The sequence below is a fragment of the Gordonia sp. SGD-V-85 genome (genome assembly GCF_001456905.1).
Classification (GTDB): domain Bacteria; phylum Actinomycetota; class Actinomycetes; order Mycobacteriales; family Mycobacteriaceae; genus Gordonia; species Gordonia hongkongensis.
The window spans coordinates 34649-59604 of sequence record NZ_LNQO01000002.1 but is presented as its reverse complement, the minus strand read 5'-3'; the positions used below and the strand labels follow the sequence as shown (position 1 = coordinate 59604).

The window sequence follows — 24956 nt, the reverse complement described above, 5'->3', positions numbered from 1 at the left end:
GGTAGTCGCTCGCGCCATTCGCCTCACCGGGTGTCACCGACCACCCGCCACCGGCTCACCGGCGACGTAGACGTCGGCGCCGTCCAGACGGGTCTGCGGATCGAGGAGCATGCCCGCCTCGGCGTCGTGCTCGTCGACCGACTCGTCGAAGCGACGGTTCGGCGGACGCTGGTAGGCAGGCTCGCCACCGCAGATCGACTGCAGGAAGCGCTGACTACCCTGGCGGGTCCGCTCGTCGGCGCGCTGACGGTAGGCGTCGCGCTCCTCCGGGTTCAGCGAGGCGATGAACGCCTCCGGGTGCACCACCGCGATCAGTCCGGACACGTGACCGAAGCCGAGGCTGGTCAACAGGCCCGCCTTGAGCGGGAACCGCTCGCCGAGCTGAAGGGTCTCCCGCGGCCAGACCAGGTGCGGGTACTCGGCCATCTTGTCGTCGACACAGTCGAGGCTGCGGTTGGGCGGGATCACGCCGTCACGCAGGATCTGGCACAGACCGATGAGCTGGAAGGCCGCCGCGCCACCCTTGGCATGACCGGTCAGCGACTTCTGCGACACCACGAACAGCGGTGCGCCCTTGCCGCGGCCGATGGCCGCCGCGAGCCGCTCGTGCAGTTCGGACTCGTTCGGATCGTTCGCCTTGGTGGAGGTGTCGTGCTTGGACACGACCGCCACGTCGTCGGCGCTGACGCCGAGCGAACCGAGCGCACGTGCCAGCGGCGAGGACAGTGACCCGCGAGCCGCGCCCAGGGCACCGAGACCCGGAGCCGGGATCGAGGTGTGCACACCGTCGCCGAAGCTCTGCGCCCACGCGACCACACCGAGCACCGGCAGACCCATCTCGGCCGCGACATCGCCGCGGGCGAGCAGGATCGTGCCGCCGCCGGCCGACTCGACGAACCCGCCGCGTCGGCGATCGTTGGCACGCGAGAACCGGCGATCGTCGATGCCGCGCGCGGTCATCTTCGCCGAGTCGGCGGTCGCCGACATCGCGCCGAAGCCGACGATGCCCTCGATACCCAGGTCGTCGAAGCCGCCCGCCACCGCGAACAGCGCCTTGCCGAGGCGGATCTTGTCGACGCCCTCCTCGACCGACACAGCTGCGGTCGCACATGCCGCCACCGGGTGGATCATCGCGCCGTAGCTACCGACATACGACTGGACCACGTGTGCCGCAACGATGTTCGGCAGGGCCTCCTGCAGGATGTCGTTGGCGTTGGCCTCGCCCAGCAGGGTGTTGACGTACAGGTCGCGCATGGAGGTCATGCCGCCCATACCGGTGCCCTGCGTGTTGGCGACCAGACCGGGGTGCACCCAGCGCATCAGTTCGCTCGGCGTGAAGCCCGACGACAGGAAGGCGTCGACCGTGGCCACCAGGTTCCACAGGGCGACCCGGTCGATCGACTCGACCATGTCGGGGCTGACGCCCCAGCGGGTCGGGTCGAAACCGGTCGGGATCTGACCGCCCACGGTCCGGGTCAGCGCGAACTGGCGCGGAACGCGGATCTCGGTGCCCGCCAACCGGGTGACCTGCCAGTCGCCGTCGGCGTTCTGCGTGACCCGGGTCTTCTCCGGGTTGGCACTGGCGAATGCTCGCGCCTCGGCCTCGGAGTTGACCGTGAAGGTCAGGTCCTCGTCGACGAAGACCGAGGTCAGCAGCGGCGAGGTGTTGTCGACCATCGCCCCGTCGTCGGCGTAGCGGCGGATACCGCAGCGGGCGACGACCTCGTCGTGGTACCGCTCGGCGATCTCGCTCTCCGGCACCGGGTCTCCGGACGCGGTGTCGTACCAGCCCGGCTTCGGCGCCGAATCCCAGTGCACCAGTCCGGTGTTCCAGGCGAGCTCGAGAACGCCTGCGGCCGACAGCTTCTCGTCGACCTCCATCTCGAAGCGGGTGCGGGCCGAACCGAACGGGCCGAGCTCGCCGGCACCCACGATGACCACGAGGTCCTCGGGTCGGGCGTCGATCGACGGCCACTGCGGACGCATCGCCTTCGGGGCGCGCGCCGGTGCCGGCAGCGCCGCGACGGTCGTCGCCGACTCCTCGTCGGTGTCCGCGGACTCCTCGGCGGCCGCCGCCGCGGTGGCCGCGAGCGCCTTGAGGTCGGTCGAGCTGTCCAGGCCGCCGGTGAAGTCGGCCAGGATCGGCGCACTCACCGCGGCCGACCGCTGCTCGGGGCTGCACAGGGTGAGCAGGTTCGCCGCCATCTCGTCGGTGCTCCAGGTGCGCACACCCGCCGCCTCGACCGCGTCGACCATCCCGTCGTTGTGACCCATCAGCCCGGTGCCGCGCACCCAGCCGATCAGTGCGTGGGCGAGCGTCGTCTTGGAACCCCAGGACTCCTCGGCCGACCAGCGCTGTACGAGTGCGTCGAGCGAGGCCTTGCTCTCGCCGTAGGCACCGTCGCCGCCGAACATGCCGCGGTTCGGCGAACCGGGCAACACGACGTGCACGCGGGCGGCGATGTCGTGATCGGAATGGACTTCGGCGAGACCGCCGATGAGCCGCTCCACCGACCAGAGGAGCACCTTCATCTCCAGCTCGGCGCGACCGCCGGCGTCGGTGAGATCACCGGCGACCCGCGGTGCGGCGAACGGGAACAGCAGCGTCGGCTTCATCGCCGGCTTCACCACTGCCGTTGTGCCACCGAGGTTCTCCGTCTGCTCCCCCGCGAGCCAGCCGACGAGGTCGTCGACATCGGCGTACGACGCCATGTTCGCGGGAGCGATCCACAGCGCGGCACCGGCCCGGGCGTTCTCGCGGTACAGCTTCTTGTAGAAGGCGAGACGGTCGGAGTTCAGGCGCGACGTCGTGGCGATCACGGTCGCGCCGCCGGCCAGCAACCCGGCGACCACGCCGGCGGCGATCGAACCCTTGCTGGCACCGGTCACCACGGCGATCTCGCGGCTGTAGGCACCCTTCTCGGGATTCTCCGCAGCGTGCGCGATCGCGCCGAAGATGCGGCCGTGCACGGCGTTTCCGTTCGCGAGGGCCTTGCCCTGCCACCAGGTGGCGTGGTCGGCGACGGTGTCACCGGCTCCGGCGAACCCGCCGACAATGGTGTCGAAGTCGGCGTCGAGGTCCTGCTCGTCGGTCAGCCAGAGTCGGACGAGATCCTCACGGGCGGTTGCCCACCGGTCGTCGATGAGGACGACCTTGGCCGCGTCGAAGGCCGGCGCCACGGTACGGGCCCAGTCCGACCCGAGTTCGGCGCTGACCAGCTCGGCGAGCTCGGCGTTCGGGTCGGCCACGGCCTCGGCGAGATCGGCGACCTCGGCGAGTCCGAGCTTGTCCAGCAGGGTGTACGCGGCCGAGGCCAGCGCGCCGGACCGGCCGGTGATCTGCTCGGTGAACTCTCCCAGCGCCGCGGCGTCGACCGTTGCGCCACCACCGGATTCGGCGGCCGGCTTGCCGACCGGGATGCCCTTGTCCGCACCCACCGCGGACACGGCCTTGTCGATGAGGGTGTCGAGTGAATCGGTGTCCGTCAGCGGGCCGTCGAGCAGATTGCCCAGCGCCTCGCCGCGGACGGACGCGCCGTCCCTGGTGCCCAACGCCAGCGCGACGGTGGTGTGCAGACCCCACCCCGGACCCAGCTGCCAGACACCCGACACGCGGTCGGTGATGTAGTTCTGGCGCTTGCCCAGCGGGCCGAGCACCTTGCGGACCTGGTCGCTGACCGCATCGGTGAGCACCGCACCCAGCGGCCGGTAGCCACGGGCGAGGGTCTCCACGGTCGACGACAGCGCGGTCATGTCGGCTTCGGCGGCACCGTCGATGGCGCCGAGTCCGAGCTCGCCGCCGATGTCGAGGAGCAGCTGGTTACGACGCGACGACACACCGTCGCAGAGCGCCTCGATTGTGTCCGCGGACCCGATCTGGTCGACGCGCATCTTGGTCCACAGCGCAATCACGGACTTCACCGCATCCGACGGCGTGAACGCGATGTCGTCGGGACGCGGGCCGCCGGCGGGTGCCGCCGGTGCCGCGGGAGCAGCAGGCGCGGGCGCCGCCGCGGCGGCCGGAGCCGCGTCCGCCGCCGACGTCTCGGCCGCTGCGGGAACGTCGAGCTCGTCCTCGTCGGGCTCGTGCCCGGCGTCCTTGGCCAGGATCGTGTCGGTGTCGCGCTCGACGTTGAGCACCTCGGTGGTGGCCGCGGCGTAGTCGTCGAGCTTGAGGGTGTTGGTGGCCAGACCCGACAGCGTCGGGGCGCCCTTCAGACCGATCTCGACGAAGCGCTGGACTCCCAGCCCGTTCCGCTCGGGACCGCTGAACAGCAGTTCCTGGGTCTCGATCCACCGCACCGGGCTGGCGAACTGCCAGGCGAGCAGCTCGATCAGGATCACCCGGGCCAGTTCGCTCGGGGTCGCCTCCCAGGCGTCCCAGTCGGCGAGGACCTCGTTCAGCGGATCCGACGGCACCAGCGCCGCGATCTCCTCGACGAAGTCGCGTCCGAGGTTGAACAGGCGCGGCACCAGGTTGGGGATGTAGCGGCCGATCAGGATGTCGATGTCGATGTCGGCGGGCAGCAGCTCGGCGAGCTTGCCGCGGAATTCCGGGACCCCGGCGCGCAGCACGCTCGAGTGGAACGGGACGTCGATGCCCGGGATCAGGATGAACGCGCGCTTGCCCCCGAACTCCGCACGCCGCCGGTCGATCTCGGCCTCGAGCAGTTCGAGACCGCGAACCGTGCCGGCGATCGCGTACTGCGAGCCGAGGAGGTTGAGGTTGACGACCTCCAGGAACTCGCCGCCCGCGGCGCCCACGCCGGACACGAAGTCGGTGACCTCGGCGTCGGCCAGACCGAACTGGCTCGGCCGGATGGCGGCCATCCGATAGTCACTGCGCCCCTGCTCATCTCGCGGGACGAGGTGATGCATGGCCTCGCCGCGCTGGAACACGACTTCGAGGACGGCCTCGAGCGGGAGGACGCCGGCGCATGCGGCGAGCGCGTTGTACTCACCGACCGAGTGACCACACGTGATGGCACCCTCGACGAAGCCACCGGACTCCTTGAGCTCGGCGATCTGCGCGACACCGAGCGTCGCCATGGCGACCTGGGTGAACTGCGTCAGGTACAGCACGCCGTCGGGGTGGTTGTAGGTGGTCCCGTTGGCGACGAGCGTCGTCGGGTTGTCGCGGACCACGGCGAGGATCGAGAAGCCCAGCGCCGCACGGGTGTGCTTGTCGGCACGATCCCAGATCTTGCGGGCGGCCTTCGACCGCGAGCGGGCGTCGAGTCCCATGCCCTTGCTCTGGATGCCCTGGCCGGGGAACGCGTAGACGGTCCGCGGCGCGGCGAGCAGACCGGTCGCGCTCATCACGAGGTTGTCGCCGACCTTGGCGCTGACCTCGACGACCTCGTTGCCGTTGTCGAGACCCACGCGGTCGACGCGCACCGAGATGCGGTCGCCGAGCCGGACCATGCCGAGATAGCGTGCGGTCCAGCCGATCAGCGGACGAGGCGATGGCGTCGGATTCTTCGCGTCGGTCGCGGTGACGACCTGCTGCGCGGCGGCCGACAGCCACATCCCGTGGACGATCGGGTCGCCGAGACCGGCCAGCTTCGCGGCTGCGGCGTCGGTGTGGATGGGGTTGCGGTCACCGGACACGACGGCGAAACCGGTCATCCGGTTCGGCGCGGTGATGGTGGCCGTCCGGAGCAGCTTGCGGGTGGCCGACTGCTCGGCGGCGGGTGCACCGCCGGCCCGGGCCGGGTCGGTGAGCTCGGCGGCGCCCAGACGCCCACGGATCGCGAAACGCTCCTCGAGCGTCGCGATCGGGCCGGCTGGTCCGGCGATCTCCACCGTGACCTCGACGACACGACCGACGTCGGCATCCCGGACCGCGCCGGTCCGTGCGGTGACGGTCAGTTCGGCTGCGGTGGCGGGGATCTCCCCGGTCAGCGCGATCGCGTGATCGAGGTGGACCAGGTCGAGCAGACCCTCGACGACCGGGTCACCGGAATCGGTGCGGGCGGCGCCGATGACGCTGAACACGCTCGGCCAGCACGCGCCGACCAGGGTGTCGGGCACGGCGAAACCGAACGGGTCGGTCGGGGTGGTCGGGCGCAGGTGCGGCGGCAGGGAGAACCCGGTCACCGCAGCGTGATCGGCGACCGAATCCGGCTGCCAGGAGACGGTCGTGACCGACACGCCGTCGGTCACCTCGGCCAGGCTGCCGCCGGCGGCCACGGTGAGGATCTCGCGCATCGCGGTCGACGCGTCGTCGAGGCCCACCAGCGGCGAACCACCGTCGCGCAGGCTTTCGCCGGCCAGCAGCGGGATACGCACGGAAGCGCCCGAGATGGGGACGACGAGGTCGAAACGGGTGGCGTCGGAGTCGGCGGAGACCTGCTCCAGGACGGCGCCGCTGACGGCGTGTTCGGCCCGCTCGGGTCCGACCACGGTCCAGGCGTCGCGATCGCCGAGCAGCGCGATCGGGCTCGCCACGATCCGGCCGGCCCAGCTGACGTCGTCGGACTCCAGCACCGAGGTCAGCACGCCGGCCTCCTCGGCCAGCCCGGCCCGGTGCCGGGAGGCGACGGCGACCGGGCGCTCGCCGGTGGCCTGCAGATCGGACGCGACCCGGGCCTCGAACCGATCGAGCAGTTCGCCCACGGGCTCGTCGACGCGGGTGATGCCCGCGACGGCGACCGGCCCCGGGATGACGCAGACGGCGTCGGCGCCGTAGCGCGGGTCGTGGGCCTGCCACAGGGAGTCACTGCGCCACCAGCGGCGCACGTCCTTGTCGATCACCGGCACGAAGTTGACGGGCTTGCCGGGGGTGCGGCACAGCTCCAGGAAGAACGCGACGTCCGCGGGATGCAGGATGTCGGTGTCGATCTCGGGGTACACGCTGCCGAGCGCGTCGATTGCGGCATACGCATCGGCGGCAGCGGTGACCTCGGCGAACATCGTCGGGATGGGCCCGGAGTCCTGCGGGTGCATGCGCGCCTCGGTGCGCTGCAGCATCTCCACGAAGCGCTGCTGCCAGGTGATGTCGGCCCACGGGACCTGCTCGCCGCGGGCGTCACCGACGGCCAGCGCGGCGTACCGGTCGAGCCACTCGCGGTAGGTCATGGTGGCGACGTCGCCGAAGTACGGCTTCGCGGTGTCGGCCATCGCGGCGATGATCTCGTCGCGGCGGGCGGCCACGGCGTCGGCGTCACCGGCGACCTCGTCGAGCAGCCGGCCGCACCGCGACGCGGTGTTGTCGACCTCGTGGATGTCGGCGCCGAGCTGCGAACGGCCGGACGCCATTCCGGCGGTGGCGTGACCGGCGCCGATCCACTCGTCGATGCCGGCGGTGTCGACGAGGAGCTGCTTGACCTCGGGGGTGGTCGTCGCCTCCTTGGCCGCCATGGCGGCGGTGCCGATGAGGATGCCGTCGAGCGGCATCGTCGGGTAGCCGTAGCCGGCCGACCAGCTGCCGGTGAGGTATTCACTGGCGCGCTCGGGCGTGCCGATGCCACCGCCGACGCAGATCACGACGTTCGGGCGGGCGCGGAGCTCGCCGTAGGTCGCGAGCAGCAGGTCGTCGAGGTCTTCCCACGAGTGGTGGCCACCGGCGCGGCCGCCCTCGATCTGCACGATGATCGGGTGATGCGGAACCTCGGCCGCGATGCGCACGACGGACCGGATCTGCTCCACGGTGCCGGGTTTGAAGGCGACGAACCGGAGTCCGGCCTCGACGAACTCGTCGACGAGCGCGACCGCGTCCTCGAGTTCGGGTATGCCCGCCGAGACGATGACGCCGTCGAGCGGGGCTCCCTGCGCGCGGGCCTTCTGCACGATGCGCTTGCCGCCGAGCTGCAGCTTCCACAGGTAGGGGTCGAGGAACAACGCGTTGAACTGCGCCTCGCGTCCCGGCTCGAGCAGATCGGTGAGCGTGGCGATGTTGCGCGCGAAGATCTCCTCGGTGACCTGACCGCCACCGGCCAGCTCGGCCCAGTGTCCGGCGTTGGCCGCGGCGGCGACGATGGCCGGGTCGACGGTCGTCGGCGTCATGCCGGCGAGCAGCATCGGCGAACGTCCCGTGAGGCGGGTGAAGGAGGTCTCGACGACGGTACGGCCGTCGGGCAGCTCGACGAGGGTCGGCGCGAACTGCGACCACGGGGTCGCGACCTCGGGCACGCCGCCGGGGCTGAACAGGTTGCGCTGTCCGACTCGCAGCGCGGCGGGCACCAGGCCGACGCCCTGCCCGCGGACCAATGATGCGGTGAGACGGGTTGCGATGTCCCCGGGACCGAAGTCCAGGACCCACTTGGCGCCGCCGGCCACGATCGAGTCGACCGAGGCGACCCAGTCGACGTGCCCGACGAGGATGTCGTGGGCGTGGCGGGTGGCGAGGTCACGGTCGATGCCGCAGCGGTCAGCCCACTGGCCGACCAGCTCGACAGCCTCTGCCATCGCCGGGTGGTGGAAGGCCACCGACACCTGCAGGTGGTCGAACTTCGGCGCGAACGGCGCCCCGCCGGTGAGCTTGCGCTTGCGCTCGTCGGCCTCGGTCGCGGCGACCCGCTCACAGAGGGCGGCGAACGCGGCGAGGTGCCGCGGTGCCCCGGACAGCACGACGGCGGTGCGGCTGTTCTTGATGGCGACCACCGGGGCGGTCGTCAGATCGTTGTCGGACAGGCCGGCGCGGTACTGCGCCAGGATCTCGTCGACGCGAGCCGGGCTGACGTTGGTCAGTGCGAGCATCGGCGTGCCGTCGGTGGTGACACCCAGCCCGCGGCGACGCGCGGTCAACGAACCGGCGGCGCCGATGAGGTGCGCGACGGCCAGCAGCAGGCCCTGACCGGACTCGGCGATCCGGCCGTCGGCGCCCACCGCATCGGTGGCCAGCGAGCCCTGGGAATGCCCGACCACGGCCTTCGGCGGGAGCACGGCGGTGTCCAGGCCCTGCTTGCGGAGTGCCTCCACGGCGGCGAGCTGGGTGAGCAGCACACCCGGACCCGAGAGGGTGAAATCGGCGAGAGTGGCCTCGGCGGGCACGTCTTCACCTGCGTCGTGCGCGTGCACCCAGGTGAGCGGGTGGAACCCGGACACCCGTGCCACGACGAGTTCGTCGGCAACCGGCTCGACGAGCCGTTCGGCGGAATCGACGATGGTGGCGACCCGGTGTTCCAGGTCGGCGTCGACGACCAGCTCGGTCAGCGTGGGCAGCCATGCGCCGCCCTGCCCGCCGAAGCTGATCGCGTAGGGCTCGCCCTGCGTGAGCCGCTCGATGAGCGTGGTGGTGGGCCGTTCTGCGTTGGCGGCGCCCTGCGAGCCGGAGCGGAACTGGTCGACGGTCACGGATACTCCTCTGTGGTGGTCGGTCTCAGAGTGTGGACTTGCGGAGTGCGTAGGTGCGGTGCAGTAGATGTCTGTGGGTGTTGTGCGGTTGGTCTGCGAGTCGCGGCGGCGCGAGAAACGCTGTCGGCAGCGGCCTTTCCGTGCGCTGACGTGATCGGTCTCGCCGCCGTCGCGCACGACCGGCCGCGGTGGCGACACCGCCGGGTCGAACTAGCTGGTACAACAAAGGAACACGCCTGCCGCACAACAACATTGGCGCGCACCGGTTTTGTCCGGAGCCGGCGTCGGCGTGAACGTGACACCAATGATGACACACGAAAGTGAGGGAACCCTCATGTTTGTCGGTGACCGGTCGGTATACCGACCAGTAACCGCGCGGGTAACTTTCGGCACCGTGTCAACCGCCATGGGAAGCGTCGGAAAACCGCCAGGCCAGGCAACATACCCAGGGGTACGCGTGCGCCCGAACTCTCGCTCGGTCAACCGTTATCAAACCGTTATGTGATGTGGGGCACCATTGCGCGTCGCGGTCCAGCCGTGCCGCAGGCCGAGTGCCATCGAGACACCCCACTAGAGTCGGCCGCATGAGCAGTTGCATCTTCTGCGCCATCATCGCGGGCACCTCCCCGGGTCGCATCGTCTACTCCGACGACGACGTCCTCGGGTTCCTCGACATCCGGCCCGTGACCCGCGGGCACACCCTCCTCGTGCCCCGGGTCCACTCCTCCGGGCTCGGCGACCTCGACCCGACCCTCGGCGCCGCTCTCTTCCGCGCCGGCCAACGAGTCGCCACCGCGATGAAGACCGGACCGGTGTCCGCCGACGGGGTCAACCTGGCACTGAACGACGGCCGCGCGGCCTTCCAGACCGTCTTCCACACCCACCTGCACGTCGTCCCCAGACACGACGGGGACAAGCTGAGTTTCGCCAAGGGCTTCCTCGTCCGCCGCGACCCCGACCCCGACGAGACCGCCGCTGCGGTGCGCGCCGGGATCGAGTCCGTCGGATGACCTTCGCCGGCGAGCCCGACCCGGACACCGGGGCCGGGACCCGGATTCCGGACGGGGTGGCCGACCTCGTGCGCCGCGCGGAGTGGATCACGGTGTTCAGCGGCGCGGGTATGTCGGCCGAGAGCGGCATCGCCACCTTCCGGGACGCCCAGACCGGTTTGTGGGAGAAGTTCGATCCCGCCGAACTCGCCACCCCGGAAGCGTGGGCGCGCGACCCCGCACTGGTCTGGGGGTGGTACCGCTGGCGCGCCCGCGAAGTGCTTGCCGCGCAGCCCAATGCGGGCCACCGCGCGCTCGCCGAACTCGCCACGAGCCGCACCGTCATGATCGTGACGCAGAATGTCGACGATCTCCACGAGAGGGCCGGCAGCGATGTCGTCAGCCACCTGCACGGCAGCCTGTTCGCCCCCCGGTGTTCGGTCTGTGGGACCCCGTACGACGGCCCGGGCGCATTCCCCGATCCCGGCGACACCGGTACCGCGCCGGACGACCCGCGCGTCGACCCGCCCACGTGTCCGCGCTGCGGCGGGAAGGTGCGGCCCGGCATCGTGTGGTTCGGCGAAGCACTGCCCGGATCGGACTGGCAGCGAGCGGATCAGGCGTTCCGTGCGGCCGAGGTGGTGCTCGTCGTGGGCACCAGCGGGATCGTCTACCCGGCAGCCGCGCTACCCGAACGCGCGGTGCGCGCGGGCATCCCGGTCATCGAGTTCAACCCGTCGCCGTCCGCGCTGTCCGACATCGTGACCCACAGTCTGCGGATGCCCGCCGCGGTCGGTCTGCCGGCGTTGCTCGCGTCACTCGGCTGACGTGGTGCGGCGTCACTCCCCCGCGGTGAGATCGATCGGCTGCCATCTCCCGACATCATCCGTCGTCTGAACCGCGACGAGCGACCCCGGCTTGCATCCGCGCTCGTCGAGCACGGCGGCGACATGGTCGAGCACGCGGTCGGGATCGAGTTCGAACTCCGACTCGCGCACGCGGACGAATTCCCAACCGCAACGGCGCAATTCACGCTCGCGTTCCAGATCCGACCGAGCCTGCTGCCCGGTCCCGGCGAACTCGTCGGCATCACACTCGACGGCCATGCGCGCATCGGCCCCCAACACGACCAGGTCGACGATCCGGTTGTTGACCGTGACCTTCGGGGTCACGTGATAGCCGAGCGCCGCGAGACGGTTGAACACGCGCTGTTCGAGGAGGTTGTCGAACGGGCTCACGCGGCGATCATCGGGCACGTCGGACGGCATGGCCCCGATCGACGGACCCTCGTTGGCGGACACGTAGGACAGCAGCGAGGCACGAAGGTCGTTGGGGCGCAACTCGTCGAGTCCGATCGACTGGAACAGCCACAACTGGTCCATGGCCCGGGTGGCCGCCACGTTGACCCGGCGTTGGGACTCCGCGCGGGTCAGCGCGGAGATCGCACCGGCGTCCGAGACGACCATCGACAGGAAGACCACGTGCCGCTCGTCTCCCTGGAAATCCGGGGGTGAGCCGACGCGGATACGACGCGAGCGCCAGGTCTCGATGTCGATCGCGGCGCGTAGCGCCTTCTCGATCGTCTCCACCTGCTTGACGCCCTGCAACGCGATCACACCGAAGTCCAGATCGTCGTATGCCGGGTCGGCCAGACACCCCCGGAGGGCATCGACGATGGCGGCCGCCTCGGCCTCGTTGCTGATGCCGTTGCCGGTCCCGGTGGCCGTTCCGTCGACCGCGACCGTCCGCAATGGTTCGAGCCGGTCGGAACCGTACTGGCGCACCGGGATCAGCGGCGCGGACCCGTAGAATTGGCGCGACGAGAACTCGATGATCTCGGGCATGGACCGGAAGTGTTCCCGCAGTCCCACGACGTTGCCGAAACGGCTGCGCAACAACGAGAACAGGCTGGACCGCGGCGTCAACCCGTCGCGCAGGTATGTCGGGAGGTCGGGCAGCGCGGCATCGAGTTCGGCGAACGCGGAATCGAGGCTGGTGCCGCTGAGACCGACGGGCGCGCACTGCTTGTCGTCACCGACGACGATCACGCGCGGGGCCAGCCAGAGAAGGAACGCGCTGGTGATGTCGGCCTGGGACGCCTCGTCGACGATGACGACGTCGAAGGAGTTGCGGCGCGGTGGGAGGGTCTCGGCCACCTGGCTGATCGACATGATCCAGGCGGGCACGGCGTTGCGCGCCTCGGCCATGGCCTCGCGCGCCGCGCGTCGGAAACGATTGGCGTGCTTGCCCGATCCCTTGCCCAGGTTGATCATGTGGTCGCGGTAGGACTGGACGGCCTGCAACTCGCCGGCCGTGGTGCGCGCCAGCACCTCGCGGACGGCGCGCGCAGAGGCCAGCCGGGTGGTGAGGGCCGCGATGTCGACCTCGACGGCATCGAGGTCGGACTGCAGCCGGTCCTCGGCGAACGGATCGCTGCGTTCCTCCGCCCAGGTGTGGGCGAACCGCCACGCCCACGCCGCGCCCATGTCCCGGGCGCGTTCGGTCCAGATCGGGTCCTGCGCGCTCGACCACATCGTCTTCGCGAGTTCGGGTGCCCGGCTGCGCAATCGGAGCCCGAGAAGCTCCAGGGCATTCTGCTCGTCGGCCTCGGCTGCGGCGGCCGCGAACGCGCGCCGCGCGTCTCGGATCGCGACCGGGTCGGCCGTGGCGAGTGCCGAGAGCAGCGCGTCACCCTCCGGCGACGGCCCCTGTTCGAGTTCGGTCGTCAGGCCGTACACGCGGTCGGCGAGTTCCTGTTCGGCGAGGACCGCGCCGTTGGCGGCCGCCACCGATCGCGCCTGATCAGCCACCTCGGCTGCCTCGGCGACGGTGCGTGGTCTCGGGCCGCCGGGGCTGATCGCCTCGAGTTCACGGACGAGATGCTCCCGGCCGGTGAGCAGCCTCGAGATCCACGCCAGTTGGTTGTCCAGGCGGACGAGGTGGTCGAGCTGCGCCGACCGCGACCCCGACGCGTCCACCGGGACGTGCAGGTCCGCCAGGATGCGATGCACCTGATGTACCGCGTCGATGACGGTGAGGTGATCGGCGACCCGGCGCAACGAGGCCTCGTCGCGAGGAGGCCGACCGTCCACGGTGGCCCGCACCGGCGACTCCTCGACCGCGCGCTGCTCGGGCGAACGCCGCAACCGTCCCCGCCACTGACCGCCGTCTCGCAGGAAGTCGGCGGCGGCGTCGAACAACGCGGCGTCGCCGGGCCGCGCCCCGTCGACGACGACCGCATGCGCGCCCAGGTCACGGTCCCGACGAGCGGCCTCGGCGATGACCGGTGACAGCGTCGTCACCCGCGACCAGAGGTGCGCGGCGCGTCCGGCGAGCAGCCGGTCCGCCATGTCGACGATCGGCTCCGGGTACGACGCCACCTCGCCGGAGGCGACGGCGAGTTCGTCGCAGATGTCCTTGATCCGGACCAATCGGTCACTGTCGACCCCGTCGAGCACCGACAGCAGCGTCCCGGCGCCGGCCATCGGCTCGCGGGGCCGCGCGGCGATCCGGGTGCAGATGGAGTCCATCTCCGCCGGCTCGGGCAGGTGGTGGTCGAGGTCGACGAACCGTTGCGCGAGACGCGATCCGGAGCCACCGGTGCTCGCGAGCAGGTCTGCCAGCCGGACGAACTCGGCCGAGTCCAGCGGGGGCACCGCGCCGTGGACCGGCCCGGGCAGCCAGTCGAACGCGGCGGCGTCTGCCCGCACCCGGCGGACGATCTCCGCCGGGGATCCCCGATAGTCCCCCGCGACCCATTCGTGGACCTCGGTCTCTTCCGCACGGAGGTCCCAGAGTTCGCGGAGCAGCTGATCCCGTTGTCGCAGAGCGTGATCGCGGCGCGCGGCCAGGTCGGCGATCTCCGCGTCGGCGACCCCGGGCGTGAACGACGCCTTGCGTTCGGCGAGCTCGGTCACCGCATCGACGATGCCCTCGGAACTGTCCTGGGACACGTCGGCGATCGACACCGTGAGCGCCCGCAGAGCGGGCGGCAGCATGTCCCGGAGCACGTGGAGCGCATGGGCTTTCTCGCTGACGACCAGGACGCGCTGTCCTTTCGCCAGCAAGGCCGAGGTCACGTTGGCGATGGTGTGGGTCTTGCCGGTTCCGGGCGGACCCTCGACCACCACACCGGTGTCGGACCCGAGCCGGGCGAGCACATCGCGCTGTTCGGCATTGGACGGCAGCGGGAACAGCGCATCGGCGACCAGGTCCGCTGGATCGAGGACGCCGGGGGCGCGGAGGGCGGCGAGTCGGTCGGGCGCCTCGATCGGGCGGACGAGCTGGGTCAGTGCGACCGGTACCTCCGACTCCTCGTCCCGCAGGTCGTCGATGATGGCGTCGTAGAACGCGGGGGAACTCCCCACCCCGCGACGGCGGAGGACCACCGCGGGCCGGCTCTCGACCGTCAACGACACACGCTCGGCGTCGACTTCGATCGCCTCGCGCCACTCGGCCATCAGCTCGGAGGTCTTCGGCGACAGCACCGAGGTCTGCGCCGACAGCTTGCCGCGGATCCCGACCGCGCCCGCGAGATCGAGACCGTCGAGAGCAGCGAGCAGATGGGTATCGCGAACTGCGGGAGACGAGCCCGCCCCGAGCGAGAACCGGATCGTGTCGTCCGCGTCGCGGTCGGCGACCAGAACCTGACTGAGGAGATGTTCGCGGACCAATGGGTCGGCGTCAGCGTCTGTCGCGTCCCGCACCGTGACCAGTGCGGACGCGATGACGAGTTCGAGTTCTTCGGGCTCCGCGCCGAGCGCGTCGACCAACGCGGCGAATTCGGCATGGACCGCGCAGGCCCGAGCGGCGTCGGGGTCGTCCGGACCGACCTCGACCACCACCTGGCCCGGCACCGCGTTCGACCGGACGGCGACGGCGGTGGACGGACCGACCCAGACATGGCCGGGGTGGTCGGAGATGTCGTGGACGTCTCCGGAGCGAGACCGGACGAGATCGGCCAGAAACGTCATCAGCCGGGTGACCTGATCGCGCAACGTCTCGCGCGTGTCATCCTGCATACCGATGTGTTCCTCTCGTCGCCGGCGACTCCTACGCTACAAGACGCTGGTCAGAGGAACTCCGTGCCTCCGCGCGGGTCGGCCGGATTCCCGACACCGAGCCGGTCAGCCGACGGAGCTCGAACGCAGCGCGCGGTATCCGCCGTCGACATAGCGCACGTTGGTGTATCCGCACTCGGCGATCTGTTCGGCGATCCGCGGGGCCTCTGAACGGACCGACACCACGGCGATCTCGGTGTCGCGGTCGCGGATCACCGGGAAGGTGCCCGACGGAGTCGGGGTGAACCGCTTCGGCACCTCGGTCGGGTCGACCACGAGGGCACCGGGCAGACTCCCCTGATGCCGAACCACCTGGGGACGCGCGTCGACGACGACCGCGTTCCCCTCGCGGCTGTGATTCATTGCCTCGACTGCCGAAATCGAATTCACCACTGACACCGGTGACTCACCAATCCTGTTGCTCGAATTTGTCCGTGTTCATGCGTTCGCGACGGCCATCGGGTGACGGCCGTGGCGTAATGACCCCCGTCGACCAGGTTACGGAACGATCTCGAATTGACAAGTTTTCTCACACAGCTCTCAGAAGGGCGCAGTCATGCGCTCCTTCTGGTAGGCGATCCGCAGCGGAACCGTCGGGGTCAGGAATGGCGGCCGCGCCCCGCGACACGCGGGGACGGACGCTTACCCCAGTTGTCGCCACGACGACCGTCCCGACCGCCGCCGTGCCCGCCCGCCCCGCGCTTTGCGCCCCCGCGCGTGCGCGGTGCGCCCATGTCCTTGCGGATGTCGATCGGGTTCTTCCCGATCTTCGTGTGCCGCAGCGACGAGAGGGTCTCGTTGTCGAGATCATCGGGAAGCTCGACGAGGCTGAAGTCGTCGCGGATGCTGATGTTGCCGAAGTCGGCACGGGTCAGGCCGCCCTCGTTGGCGATGGCACCGACGATCGCACCGGGCGACACCTTGTGCTTGCGGCCGACGGCGATGCGGTACGTCGCGAAGCTCGCGCCCGGGCGCCGCGGAGCACGCTCACGCTCGGAGCGCTTCTCCGACTGCGGCGGGTCCGGGGTCATCAGGAAACCGCCGTCACGTGTCTCGAGCGCCAGCGCGGCCGCGATGTCGGCCATCGCGACGTCGTTGTCCCGCGCATAGTTCTCGATCAGCCCGCGGAACAGATCCAGGTTGTCCGACGACAGGTTCTGGGTGATCGAGTCGGCGAACTTCGCGACCCGCTGTGCGTTGACATCGTCCACGCTGGGCAGGCCGATCTCGGTCAGCGTCTGCCGCGTGGCGCGCTCGATCGCACGCAGCAGGTGGCGTTCGCGCGGCGAGACGAACAGCAGCGCGTTTCCCGAGCGGCCGGCGCGCCCGGTACGGCCGATGCGGTGCACGTAGGACTCGGTGTCGTGCGGGATGTCGTAGTTCACGACATGCGAGATGCGGTCGACGTCGAGCCCGCGGGCCGCGACATCGGTCGCGACGAGGATGTCGATCGAGCCGTTCTTCAGCTGGTTGATGGTCCGTTCCCGCTGCGCCTGCGCGAGGTCGCCGTTGATGGCGACCGCGGAGAACCCGCGAGAGCGCAGCTTCTCGGCGAGTTCTTCGGTCGCCTGCTTGGTGCGGACGAACACGATCATCGCGTCGAAGGTCTCGACCTCGAGGAAGCGTGTCAGCGCGTCCAGCTTGCGCTGGTGGGAAACCTGGAGATAGCGCTGCGTGATGTTCTGCGCGGTCGCGGTCTTGGACTTGACCGTGATCTCCTGCGGCGAGTTCAGGTACTTCTGCGCGAGGCGCCGGATGGCACTGGGCATGGTCGCCGAGAACAGCGCGACCTGCTTGGTGTCCGGGGTCTCGGCGAGGATGCGCTCGACGTCCTCGGCGAAGCCCATCGTCAGCATCTCGTCGGCTTCGTCGAGGACCAGGAACTCCAGACCGGAGATGTCGAGGGTCTTGCGATCGAGGTGGTCGATGACCCGACCGGGTGTGCCGACGATGACCTGCGCGCCGCGACGCAGACCCGCGAGTTGGACGCCGTAGGACTGCCCGCCGTAGATCGGCAGCACCTTCACCTCGGGCATGTGCGCCGAATACTTGCCGAAGGCCTCGGAGACCTGCAGTGCCAGCTCTCGCGTCGGCGCGAGGATCAGCGCCTGCGGGGTACGCGCGGAGGTGTCGAGGCGGGACAGGATCGGGATGGCGAACGCGGCGGTCTTGCCGGTACCGGTCTGCGCGAGGCCGACGACATCGCGTCCGTCCATGAGCGGCGGGATGGTCGCCGCCTGGATGGGCGACGGGGTTTCATAGCCGACGTCGGTGATGGCCGCGCGTACCCGCGGGTCGATCTCGAGGTCGTCGAACGAGCCGACCTGCGGGTCGGCGGGGGCGTCGTGCTCGCCGTGATTCGAGGTACTCATGCGGCGGAAGTCTCATTCATCGCCCTCAACTGTAATGGCCGTCCACCAGAAAGTCGGCATCACGCCCGGGCGGGGTCGCACCAGCCCCCTGAGCAGGGCACGAGCCACGTTCGGTCACCGGTGTGATGCATCTAACGAATACTGGTACTGTCAGTGCCACTCATCCGGCCATCGGTCCCGGTCACACGCACACCGGTGTCCGGAATGTCCATTTGTTCTCCCGTCTCAGGAGTGCCATGCAGCAGCAGTACGCCACCCCGTCCGATCTGACGATCGACGACAAGGCGACGACCGTCGACACGATCCTGCGCTACCGCGCGGAGCGCCCCACGATGCCGCTCTTCCGCAAGCGCTCGCACAACCAGTGGGTCAACGTCACCGCCAAGCACTTCACCGACGAGGTGGACGCGGTCGCGAAGGGTCTGATCGCCTCGGGTGTGCAGGCCGGTGACCGCGTCGCGATCCTGTCGTCGACGCGCTACGAGTGGACCGTGCTGGACTACGCGATCTGGCGCGCCGGGGCGTGCACCGTCGCGATCTACGAGACGTCCGCCCCCGACCAGGTCCAGTGGATTCTCGAGGACTCCGGCGCCAAGCTGCTGTTCGTCGAGAACCATGAGCACTACACCCGCCATCTCCGGGTCATCGACGAGACGCCCACCCTCAAGGAGACCCTGGTCATCGACGACCACGCGCTCCCCACGGTCACCAAGCGCGGCGCGAAGACCGCCGACGCGGACCTCGACCAGCGTCAGGCGAATGCGTTGTCGTCGGATGCCGCCACGCTGATCTACACCTCGGGCACCACCGGACGGCCGAAGGGCGTCGTCCTGACGCACGCGAATTTCCTCGCCGAGACGGCCGCGACCCGCGACGCGGTCGGCGCCGGTATGCGGGAGGGCAAGTCGACGCTGCTCTTCCTGCCGCTGGCGCACATCTTCGCCCGCGTCGTCGCCGTCGGCTGCGTCGAGAACGGCGTGATCCTCGGCCACACCAACGACCTGACGAACCTCGTCGCGGACCTGGGCGTGTTCAAGCCGAACTACGTGCTGTCGGTGCCGCGCGTGTTCGAGAAGGTGTACAACTCGGCCAAGCAGAAGGCCTACGACGGCGGCAAGGGGTCGATCTTCGACAAGGCCACCGACACGGCGATCGAATACAGCAAGGCGACGGAAGCCGGCAAGGTCGGCCTCGGCCTGAAGCTCCGGCACGCCGTCTTCGACAAGCTCGTGTACGGAAAGCTGCGCGACGCCCTCGGCGGCCAGTGCGAGGGAGCGATCTCCGGTGGCGCTCCGCTCGGTGCGCGCCTCGGCCACTTCTTCCGCGGCGTCGGCATCCCGGTGTACGAGGGCTACGGATTGTCGGAGACCACGGCCGCGGTGACGGCCAACAACGAGGAGAACCAGAAGGTCGGTTCGGTCGGACGCCCGATCCCCGGCGTCACCGTCGCCATCGCCGACGACGGCGAGGTCCTGCTCAAGGGGCCGGTCGTGTTCGGTGGGTACTGGAAGAACCAGTCCGCCACCGACGACGCGATCCGCGACGGGTGGTTCCACACCGGTGACATCGGCACCCTCGACGACGGCTACCTCTTCATCACCGGCCGCAAAAAGGAACTGATCGTCACCGCGGGCGGCAAGAACGTCTCCCCGGCGCAGCTCGAGGACACCATCCGGGCGCACCCGATGGTGAGCCAATGCCTCGTCGTCGGCGACAACAAGCCGTTCATCGCCGCGCTGATCACGATCGACCCCGAGGCCGTGCCCGGTTGGTTGGACCGTCATGGCCTGCCCGCCGACACCCCGATCTCGGACCTGGTCGAGAACGCCGATCTCAAGGCCGAGATCGACGCCGCGGTCAAGGAGGCGAACACCACGGTCTCCAACGCCGAGGCGATCAAGAAGTTCTCGATCCTGGACACCGATTTCACCATCGACACCGGTGAGCTCACCCCGACCATGAAGCTCAAGCGCAATGTCATCCACGACGCGCACAAGGAAGCGATCGCCGACCTCTACACCTGAGCGGATCTCTCACGACTCGCCGCGGCCCGGGATGCCCCCGGGCCGCGGCGCTGTCTATCGTGCAAGTCAATGAAACGAGACCTGGCCATCGATGCCACCCGCGGGGTGGCCATCTGGAGCATGATCACCGCGCACTTCGCGCATGAGTCCGTGCTGGCCACCCCGACCCACGCCTTCCCGTACGTCGACGGCATGTCCGCGTTCGTGATGCTCTCGGGCGTCGTGCTGGGTCTGGTCTATCAACGATGGGTCGCTCGCCATGGGCTGGCTTTCGCATACAAGCGTCTTGCCAAGCGGATCGTCGTCCTCTATCTGTGCCAGCTGGCGATCGCCCTCGTCGCGGTCGCGGCCGCCCTGGCCGGTCACCGATGGCTGACACTCCTGCTGCCGGTCGACGGGTGGGGTGACGGCCTGCGCCTGGCGCTGACCATGGATTACCTGCCCAGCGGGGGCAACATCCTGCTGCTGTACATGGTCTTGCTCATCTCCGCCTTCGGGCTGTTCCCCCTCCTGCGTCAGGGCTGGTGGCGCTGGGTGCTCGCCGGTTCGATCGCCCTGTACCTGATCTCGCTGGTCCACTCCCCCGACTGGTTCTATCTGAGCGCCTACCAGGCGGCACCGCACATCCAGAACGTCGCCGGCTGGCAGATCATGTTCGTCCCGGCACTGGTGATCGGCTGGAACTGGTCGCAGTGGCGTGTGACGGAGTTCGTCGACCGCTGGATCATCGCGATCGTCGCCGTCGCGCTCGCGGTGGCACTGTTCTTTCACTTCGGCATCGACTACGGGCCGTGGGCCCATCTCGAACCGGCGGTCGCCGACAAACTCGACTTCCGCCCGGCCCGCGCGATCGGCGCCTATCTGGCCATTCCGGCCGTCTACGGGATCTTCCGACTGTTGCTCAGGTGGTGGCATCACAACTGGCTGCGCCCACTCGTCATGACCGGTACCCGCAGTCTCGACTCCTACGTCATCCAGGCGATCGCCCTCGTCGTGGTGCCGATCCACATCGCACACCGCCCCTGGAACACCGTCACGATGGACGCCGTCGCGCTCCTGGTGTTCGCCGCCTGCTGGGGGTGGGCCGAGTTCCGGTACTTCGCTCACGTCGACAAACTGCACAAACTACCGCTGCGGATGGTCCGGCTCGTGCGTCCGCATCGACCCGACATCGTCCCCGGCCCCGAGCCCGGCGTCCCCACCCCGGAGAGCTCGGACGTCACCCGGGAACCCCGACCGGTCGTCGACGACCTGCCCGGCGTCGACCGGACCGGGACAGCCGAAGACGGGCCAGAACGAGACGGGCCAGTCCGGGCCGGAACAGCGCCGGCCGGGACACGTGCGACCGAGCCGATGGGAGTTCATCCGTGACGGGTGAGATGACACGCAGCGTGCACGCCGGAAACGATTCGTCGGGCCCGTCGGTGCGGACGCCCATCACGATGGCGAACTCGTATCACCTCCCGCCCGAACCCGAGGCGATGAGCTGGTCGGGCACCGAGCAACTGTTCTACACACGCAACACCGGCGCCAATCAGGTTGCGCTGCAGGACAAGCTGGCCGCACTGGAAGAGGCCGACGACGCCGTCGTCCTGGCCTCGGGCGTGGCCGCGCTGCACGCGGTGTTCTTCACGTTCCTGTCCGCCGGGGACCACGTGGTGGTGTCCGACACCACCTACGAGGCCACCTGGAAGCTCTGGTCGGAACTGCTGCCGACCAAGTACGGGATCGAGGCGACCTTCGTCGATGTCGGCGATCTCGACGCCACCCGGGCCGCCCTGCGCCCCAGCACCCGCATGCTGATCGCCGAGACGATCGCCAATCCGACGACGAAGGTCGCCGACATCGGCGCGCTGGCGCAGATCGCCGCCGACGCCGACGCCCTGCTGCTCGTCGACGCCACCTTCACGCCGCCCACTCTGTACCGTCCGCTCGCCGACGGCGCGGACCTCGTCGTCCATTCGCTGACCAAGTACATCAACGGGCACGGCGACGCCATGGGCGGTGCCGTGCTCGGCCGGTCGGAGCTCATGTCGCAGATCCGGGAACAGGCGATGGTCGACGTCGGCGGCGTCATCTCGCCGTTCAACGCATGGCTGATCGCCCGCGGCGCGATCACCCTGCCGCTCCGGTTCGCCCAGCATCAACGCAATGCCGAGCGGGTCGCGGCCTTCCTCGACGACGACCCGCGCATCACCTACGTGCGGTACCCGGGTCTGGCGTCGCATCCCGAACACGACCTCGCGGCACGACAGTTCGGCGGCCGCGGCTTCGGGGCCATGATCGCGTTCGCGGTGCGCGGCGATCCGGCCACCCAGAACCGATTCGTCGCGGCGCTGACGACGATCACCTCGGCGGTGTCGTTGGGACACGACGAGTCACTCATCGTCCATGTCGGCACCGACGGCCCACGGGTCGCGGCCTACCCCGAACCGTTCCGCGAGTGGGGACATCTGCGGTTCTCCGTCGGGCTGGAAGACGCCGACGATCTCATCGCGGATCTCGCCGCGGCGCTCGACGCGACCTTCCCGGCCACCCCCGCTGGTTGAGCCGGCACCGAGCGAAGCCGAGAGCCCACCCCCGCTGGTTGAGCCGGCACCGAGCGAAGCCGAGAGCCCACCCCCGCTGGTTGAGCCGGCACCGAGCGAAGCGAGGAGCCGTGTCGAAACCACTTCCCCCGCAACCACCCTCAGGTCGCCTCGTCCAGAATCCCCCGGCCGATCGCCTCGCGCACCACGGGCAGCGCCGCCTCGGCGAGTGCGTCGGCGTCGACGCCGTGGAAGTCGGCGAGGAGTTCGAGCAGTACGCCCAGCGGGACCTGCCCCCGACTGCCGGCAAGCAGTGCGCGCGAGACCTCGTCGACGCCGAGAACGGCGCCGGGACCCCCGGGCCGGCGGACGGCGGCCGACACCTGTTGCCAGCCCTCGTCCCCGGGGAGCGAGTGCTCCTCGAGCATGACCGGGGCCACCGACAGCCGCCGAGCGAGCAGCTGTTCGTCCGTGGTCTCCCGTAGGTAGCGCCGTCGTGCGAGGAACGCCTGGGCCTCGGGACCGGTCACCTCTTCACCGGCGCCGGTGATCTCCTCGATCACGACGTCGGGCTCGCGGTGCTCGCCCTCGAGCGGGGCGCGGGCGGTGATCGAGCCCATCCCGATGGCGACGATGCCGTTGGCCTCGAACCATTCGAGCCACTCCGCACCTCGCCGCGCGGCGGTCGCCTCGTCCTCACCGGCATCGGACAACCACAGCGACACATAGCTGATGGGGTCGGCGACCTCCCGCTGGACGACCCAGGCGTCGAGTCCGGTGCCGGCGAGCCAGGAGCGGACCCGTTCCCGCCAGTCCTCGCCCTCGCGGATGACCCAGTTGGCCAGGATCTGGGCGGTGCCACCAGGATTCAGATGGGCGGGCAACTCCCGGACGAGTTGCTCGCACAACCCGTCCCCGACGACGCCCGAGTCGCGGTAGATGTAGTCCTGCCCGCCCGCGCCGACGACGAACGGAGGGTTGGACACGATCAGGTCGAACCGCTCCCCCGCGACGGGTTCGAACATGCTCCCCGCCCGCAGATCCCACGACATCCCGTTGAGGCGGGCCGTCGCCGCAGCCAGCGCCAGCGCCCGGTCGTTCGTGTCGGTGGCCACGATCTGCTCGCAGTGCGCATCGAGATGCAGCGCCTGGATGCCACATCCGGTTCCGATGTCGAGAGCTCGGCGGACGGGTTCGCGGATGACGGCCCGGGCCAGCGAGATCGACGCGCCGCCGATCCCCAGGACGTGGTCGCGGGCAACGGGTCCGGGTCGCATTGCGGCATCCTGGTCGGCGATCACGAGGTAGTCGCGGGTGTCGTCGGCGTGCGGACGAATGTCAAGGCGGGCCCGTAGAAGCGATTCATCGACCCGGGCCAGCACGCCCTGCGTGACCAGCACATCGACGCCCGTCGTCGGAAATGCCGCCGCGACAGCGGCTTCGGGTTCGTCCGAGCCCAGCAGGAACAGTCGGACGAGGGTCGCCAGCCGGCGGTGCTGGTCGGTGACATCACGCGTCGCGGCGAGGGCCGGCCACCAGACACCGCGGACGAGGGCATCGTGAGCGCCATCGCCGAGCAGTTCGGTGACACCGTCGTTCGTGTATCCCGCCGACCGCAGATCACCACCGAGGGTCGCCACGACGGCGGGCTCGGACAGAGGATGACGATCCACGCGGTCGGCGAATGGCTGGGGTCGTCCCTGGTCCGCGGTCACGGTCCCCAAGGCTACCGACGACCGGCGCGCCCGCGGCTCGACGGGTTCAGCACGACGCGAGGACCCGACTCATCGCGTCGCGTTCGGCAGGCGTCACCCACAGCCCGTAGATCTTCTTGACCTCGATCTGCCGGCTCACGTAGGTGCATCGGTACAACTTGTTCGGCGGAAGCCAGGTCGCCGCGTCGCCGTCTCCCTTCTGCTGGTTCACGGCTCCCGAGACCGCCTGGAGATTTCGCGGGTCGTTCGCGAACTCGATGCGCTTGACCGCGGTCCACCCGGCCGCGCCCTTCTGCCAGGCGTCCGACAGCGCCACCACGTGATCGATCTGCACCAGCGCCGACGTGTCCTGTCCTCGGGTGAACGGGATGGTCGTACCGGTGTAGGGGTCGTCCAGCGTGCCGGCGAGCACGCGACATCCGTCGGCATGGAAGGTGATGCCGGTGAGATCGCGCCGCAGGATGTCCTCCCGGGTGCGGCAACCGTTGCGTCCGAACTGCACGTCGACCGCGTCGTCCCAGGCCTTGCCGAACCGTGCCCGGGCATATCCGGTTTTGGGTGCGCGGCCCTTCACCTGCAACAACGCGAGATCGGCCAGTGCACTGTCGGATGTCGGTGGCTGAGCCTGCGGCGGCGCGACAGATGCCGGCTGCGATGGCGACTCGACCGGGCTGGTGGTGGACGGAAGCCGCTCGAGGCCCGGACCGGATTCGACGTCGACGCCCGACAGAAGCACCGCACCGGCGGCCACGGCGCCCGCCACCGTGGCGAACACCCCCGACAACCATGCCGCTCGACGTCTCACCCGGAGATCGTTGCACGACGCACCGACAGCTTCTCCGGTCCACCCGGTGCGCGGACTTCCGCCCCGCACCTTAAGATTCGTTCGACTAACTTCCCCTTCGCGGACTTCTCTGGTCGCGCACGACGCCGGCGACGGCGACGTCCGCCGACACTGTCGCCGGGGTACC

11 protein-coding genes are annotated in these 24956 nt (G+C 69.7%); 5 read left to right on the top strand and 6 right to left on the bottom strand.

Going from position 1 to position 24956, the window contains the following annotated elements:
- Positions 1 to 33: 33 nt before the first annotated feature.
- Positions 34 to 9297 (bottom strand): type I polyketide synthase, encoded by a 9264-nt coding sequence (locus tag AS181_RS02290; RefSeq protein ID WP_058250013.1) that lies wholly within the window; start codon positions 9295 to 9297, stop codon positions 34 to 36.
- Positions 9298 to 9881: 584 nt separating this feature from the next.
- On the opposite strand from AS181_RS02290, the gene AS181_RS02285 reads away from it, so the two are divergent.
- Positions 9882 to 10307: an HIT family protein gene (locus AS181_RS02285; RefSeq protein ID WP_058250012.1), complete on the top strand. Its 426-nt coding sequence runs from the start codon at positions 9882 to 9884 to the stop codon at positions 10305 to 10307.
- Positions 10304 to 11113, top strand: a complete 810-nt coding sequence (locus tag AS181_RS02280) for an SIR2 family NAD-dependent protein deacylase (RefSeq protein ID WP_058250011.1) — start codon at positions 10304 to 10306, stop codon at positions 11111 to 11113. The genes AS181_RS02285 and AS181_RS02280 overlap by 4 nt, the downstream gene beginning before the upstream one ends.
- A gap of 12 nt (positions 11114 to 11125) precedes the next feature.
- Here the strand turns inward: AS181_RS02280 and AS181_RS02275 are convergent, their stop codons facing one another.
- The 3 genes from AS181_RS02275 to AS181_RS02265 all read right to left on the bottom strand — a co-directional run bounded on the left by AS181_RS02275 (position 11126) and on the right by AS181_RS02265 (position 17718).
- A complete protein-coding gene (locus tag AS181_RS02275; protein WP_058250010.1) occupies positions 11126 to 15307 on the bottom strand; it encodes an AAA domain-containing protein in 4182 nt (1393 codons plus the stop codon).
- Between the two features lie 105 nt (positions 15308 to 15412).
- Positions 15413 to 15745, bottom strand: a complete 333-nt coding sequence (locus tag AS181_RS02270; protein WP_058250009.1) for a rhodanese-like domain-containing protein — start codon at positions 15743 to 15745, stop codon at positions 15413 to 15415.
- A 200-nt stretch (positions 15746 to 15945) separates the two neighbouring features.
- Positions 15946 to 17718, bottom strand: a complete 1773-nt coding sequence (locus AS181_RS02265) for a DEAD/DEAH box helicase (RefSeq protein WP_058250008.1) — start codon at positions 17716 to 17718, stop codon at positions 15946 to 15948.
- 236 nt (positions 17719 to 17954) lie between these two features.
- On the opposite strand from AS181_RS02265, the gene AS181_RS02260 reads away from it, so the two are divergent.
- From AS181_RS02260 to AS181_RS02250, 3 genes are all read left to right on the top strand, one after another.
- On the top strand, positions 17955 to 19742 hold the full coding sequence (locus AS181_RS02260) for an AMP-dependent synthetase/ligase (RefSeq protein ID WP_058250007.1): 1788 nt from the start codon (positions 17955 to 17957) through the stop codon (positions 19740 to 19742).
- Between the two features lie 69 nt (positions 19743 to 19811).
- Positions 19812 to 21113: an OpgC domain-containing protein gene (gene opgC / locus AS181_RS02255; RefSeq protein ID WP_058250006.1), complete on the top strand. Its 1302-nt coding sequence runs from the start codon at positions 19812 to 19814 to the stop codon at positions 21111 to 21113.
- Between the two features lie 8 nt (positions 21114 to 21121).
- A complete protein-coding gene (locus tag AS181_RS02250; RefSeq protein ID WP_058250282.1) occupies positions 21122 to 22291 on the top strand; it encodes a trans-sulfuration enzyme family protein in 1170 nt (389 codons plus the stop codon).
- A gap of 140 nt (positions 22292 to 22431) precedes the next feature.
- Here the strand turns inward: AS181_RS02250 and AS181_RS02245 are convergent, their stop codons facing one another.
- Both AS181_RS02245 and AS181_RS02240 read right to left on the bottom strand, forming a co-directional pair.
- Positions 22432 to 23985, bottom strand: coding sequence for a DUF7782 domain-containing protein (locus tag AS181_RS02245; protein WP_058250005.1), 1554 nt, complete (start codon positions 23983 to 23985; stop codon positions 22432 to 22434).
- 46 nt (positions 23986 to 24031) lie between these two features.
- Positions 24032 to 24790, bottom strand: a complete 759-nt coding sequence (locus AS181_RS02240; RefSeq protein ID WP_231742226.1) for an HNH endonuclease family protein — start codon at positions 24788 to 24790, stop codon at positions 24032 to 24034.
- Positions 24791 to 24956 lie beyond the last annotated feature (166 nt).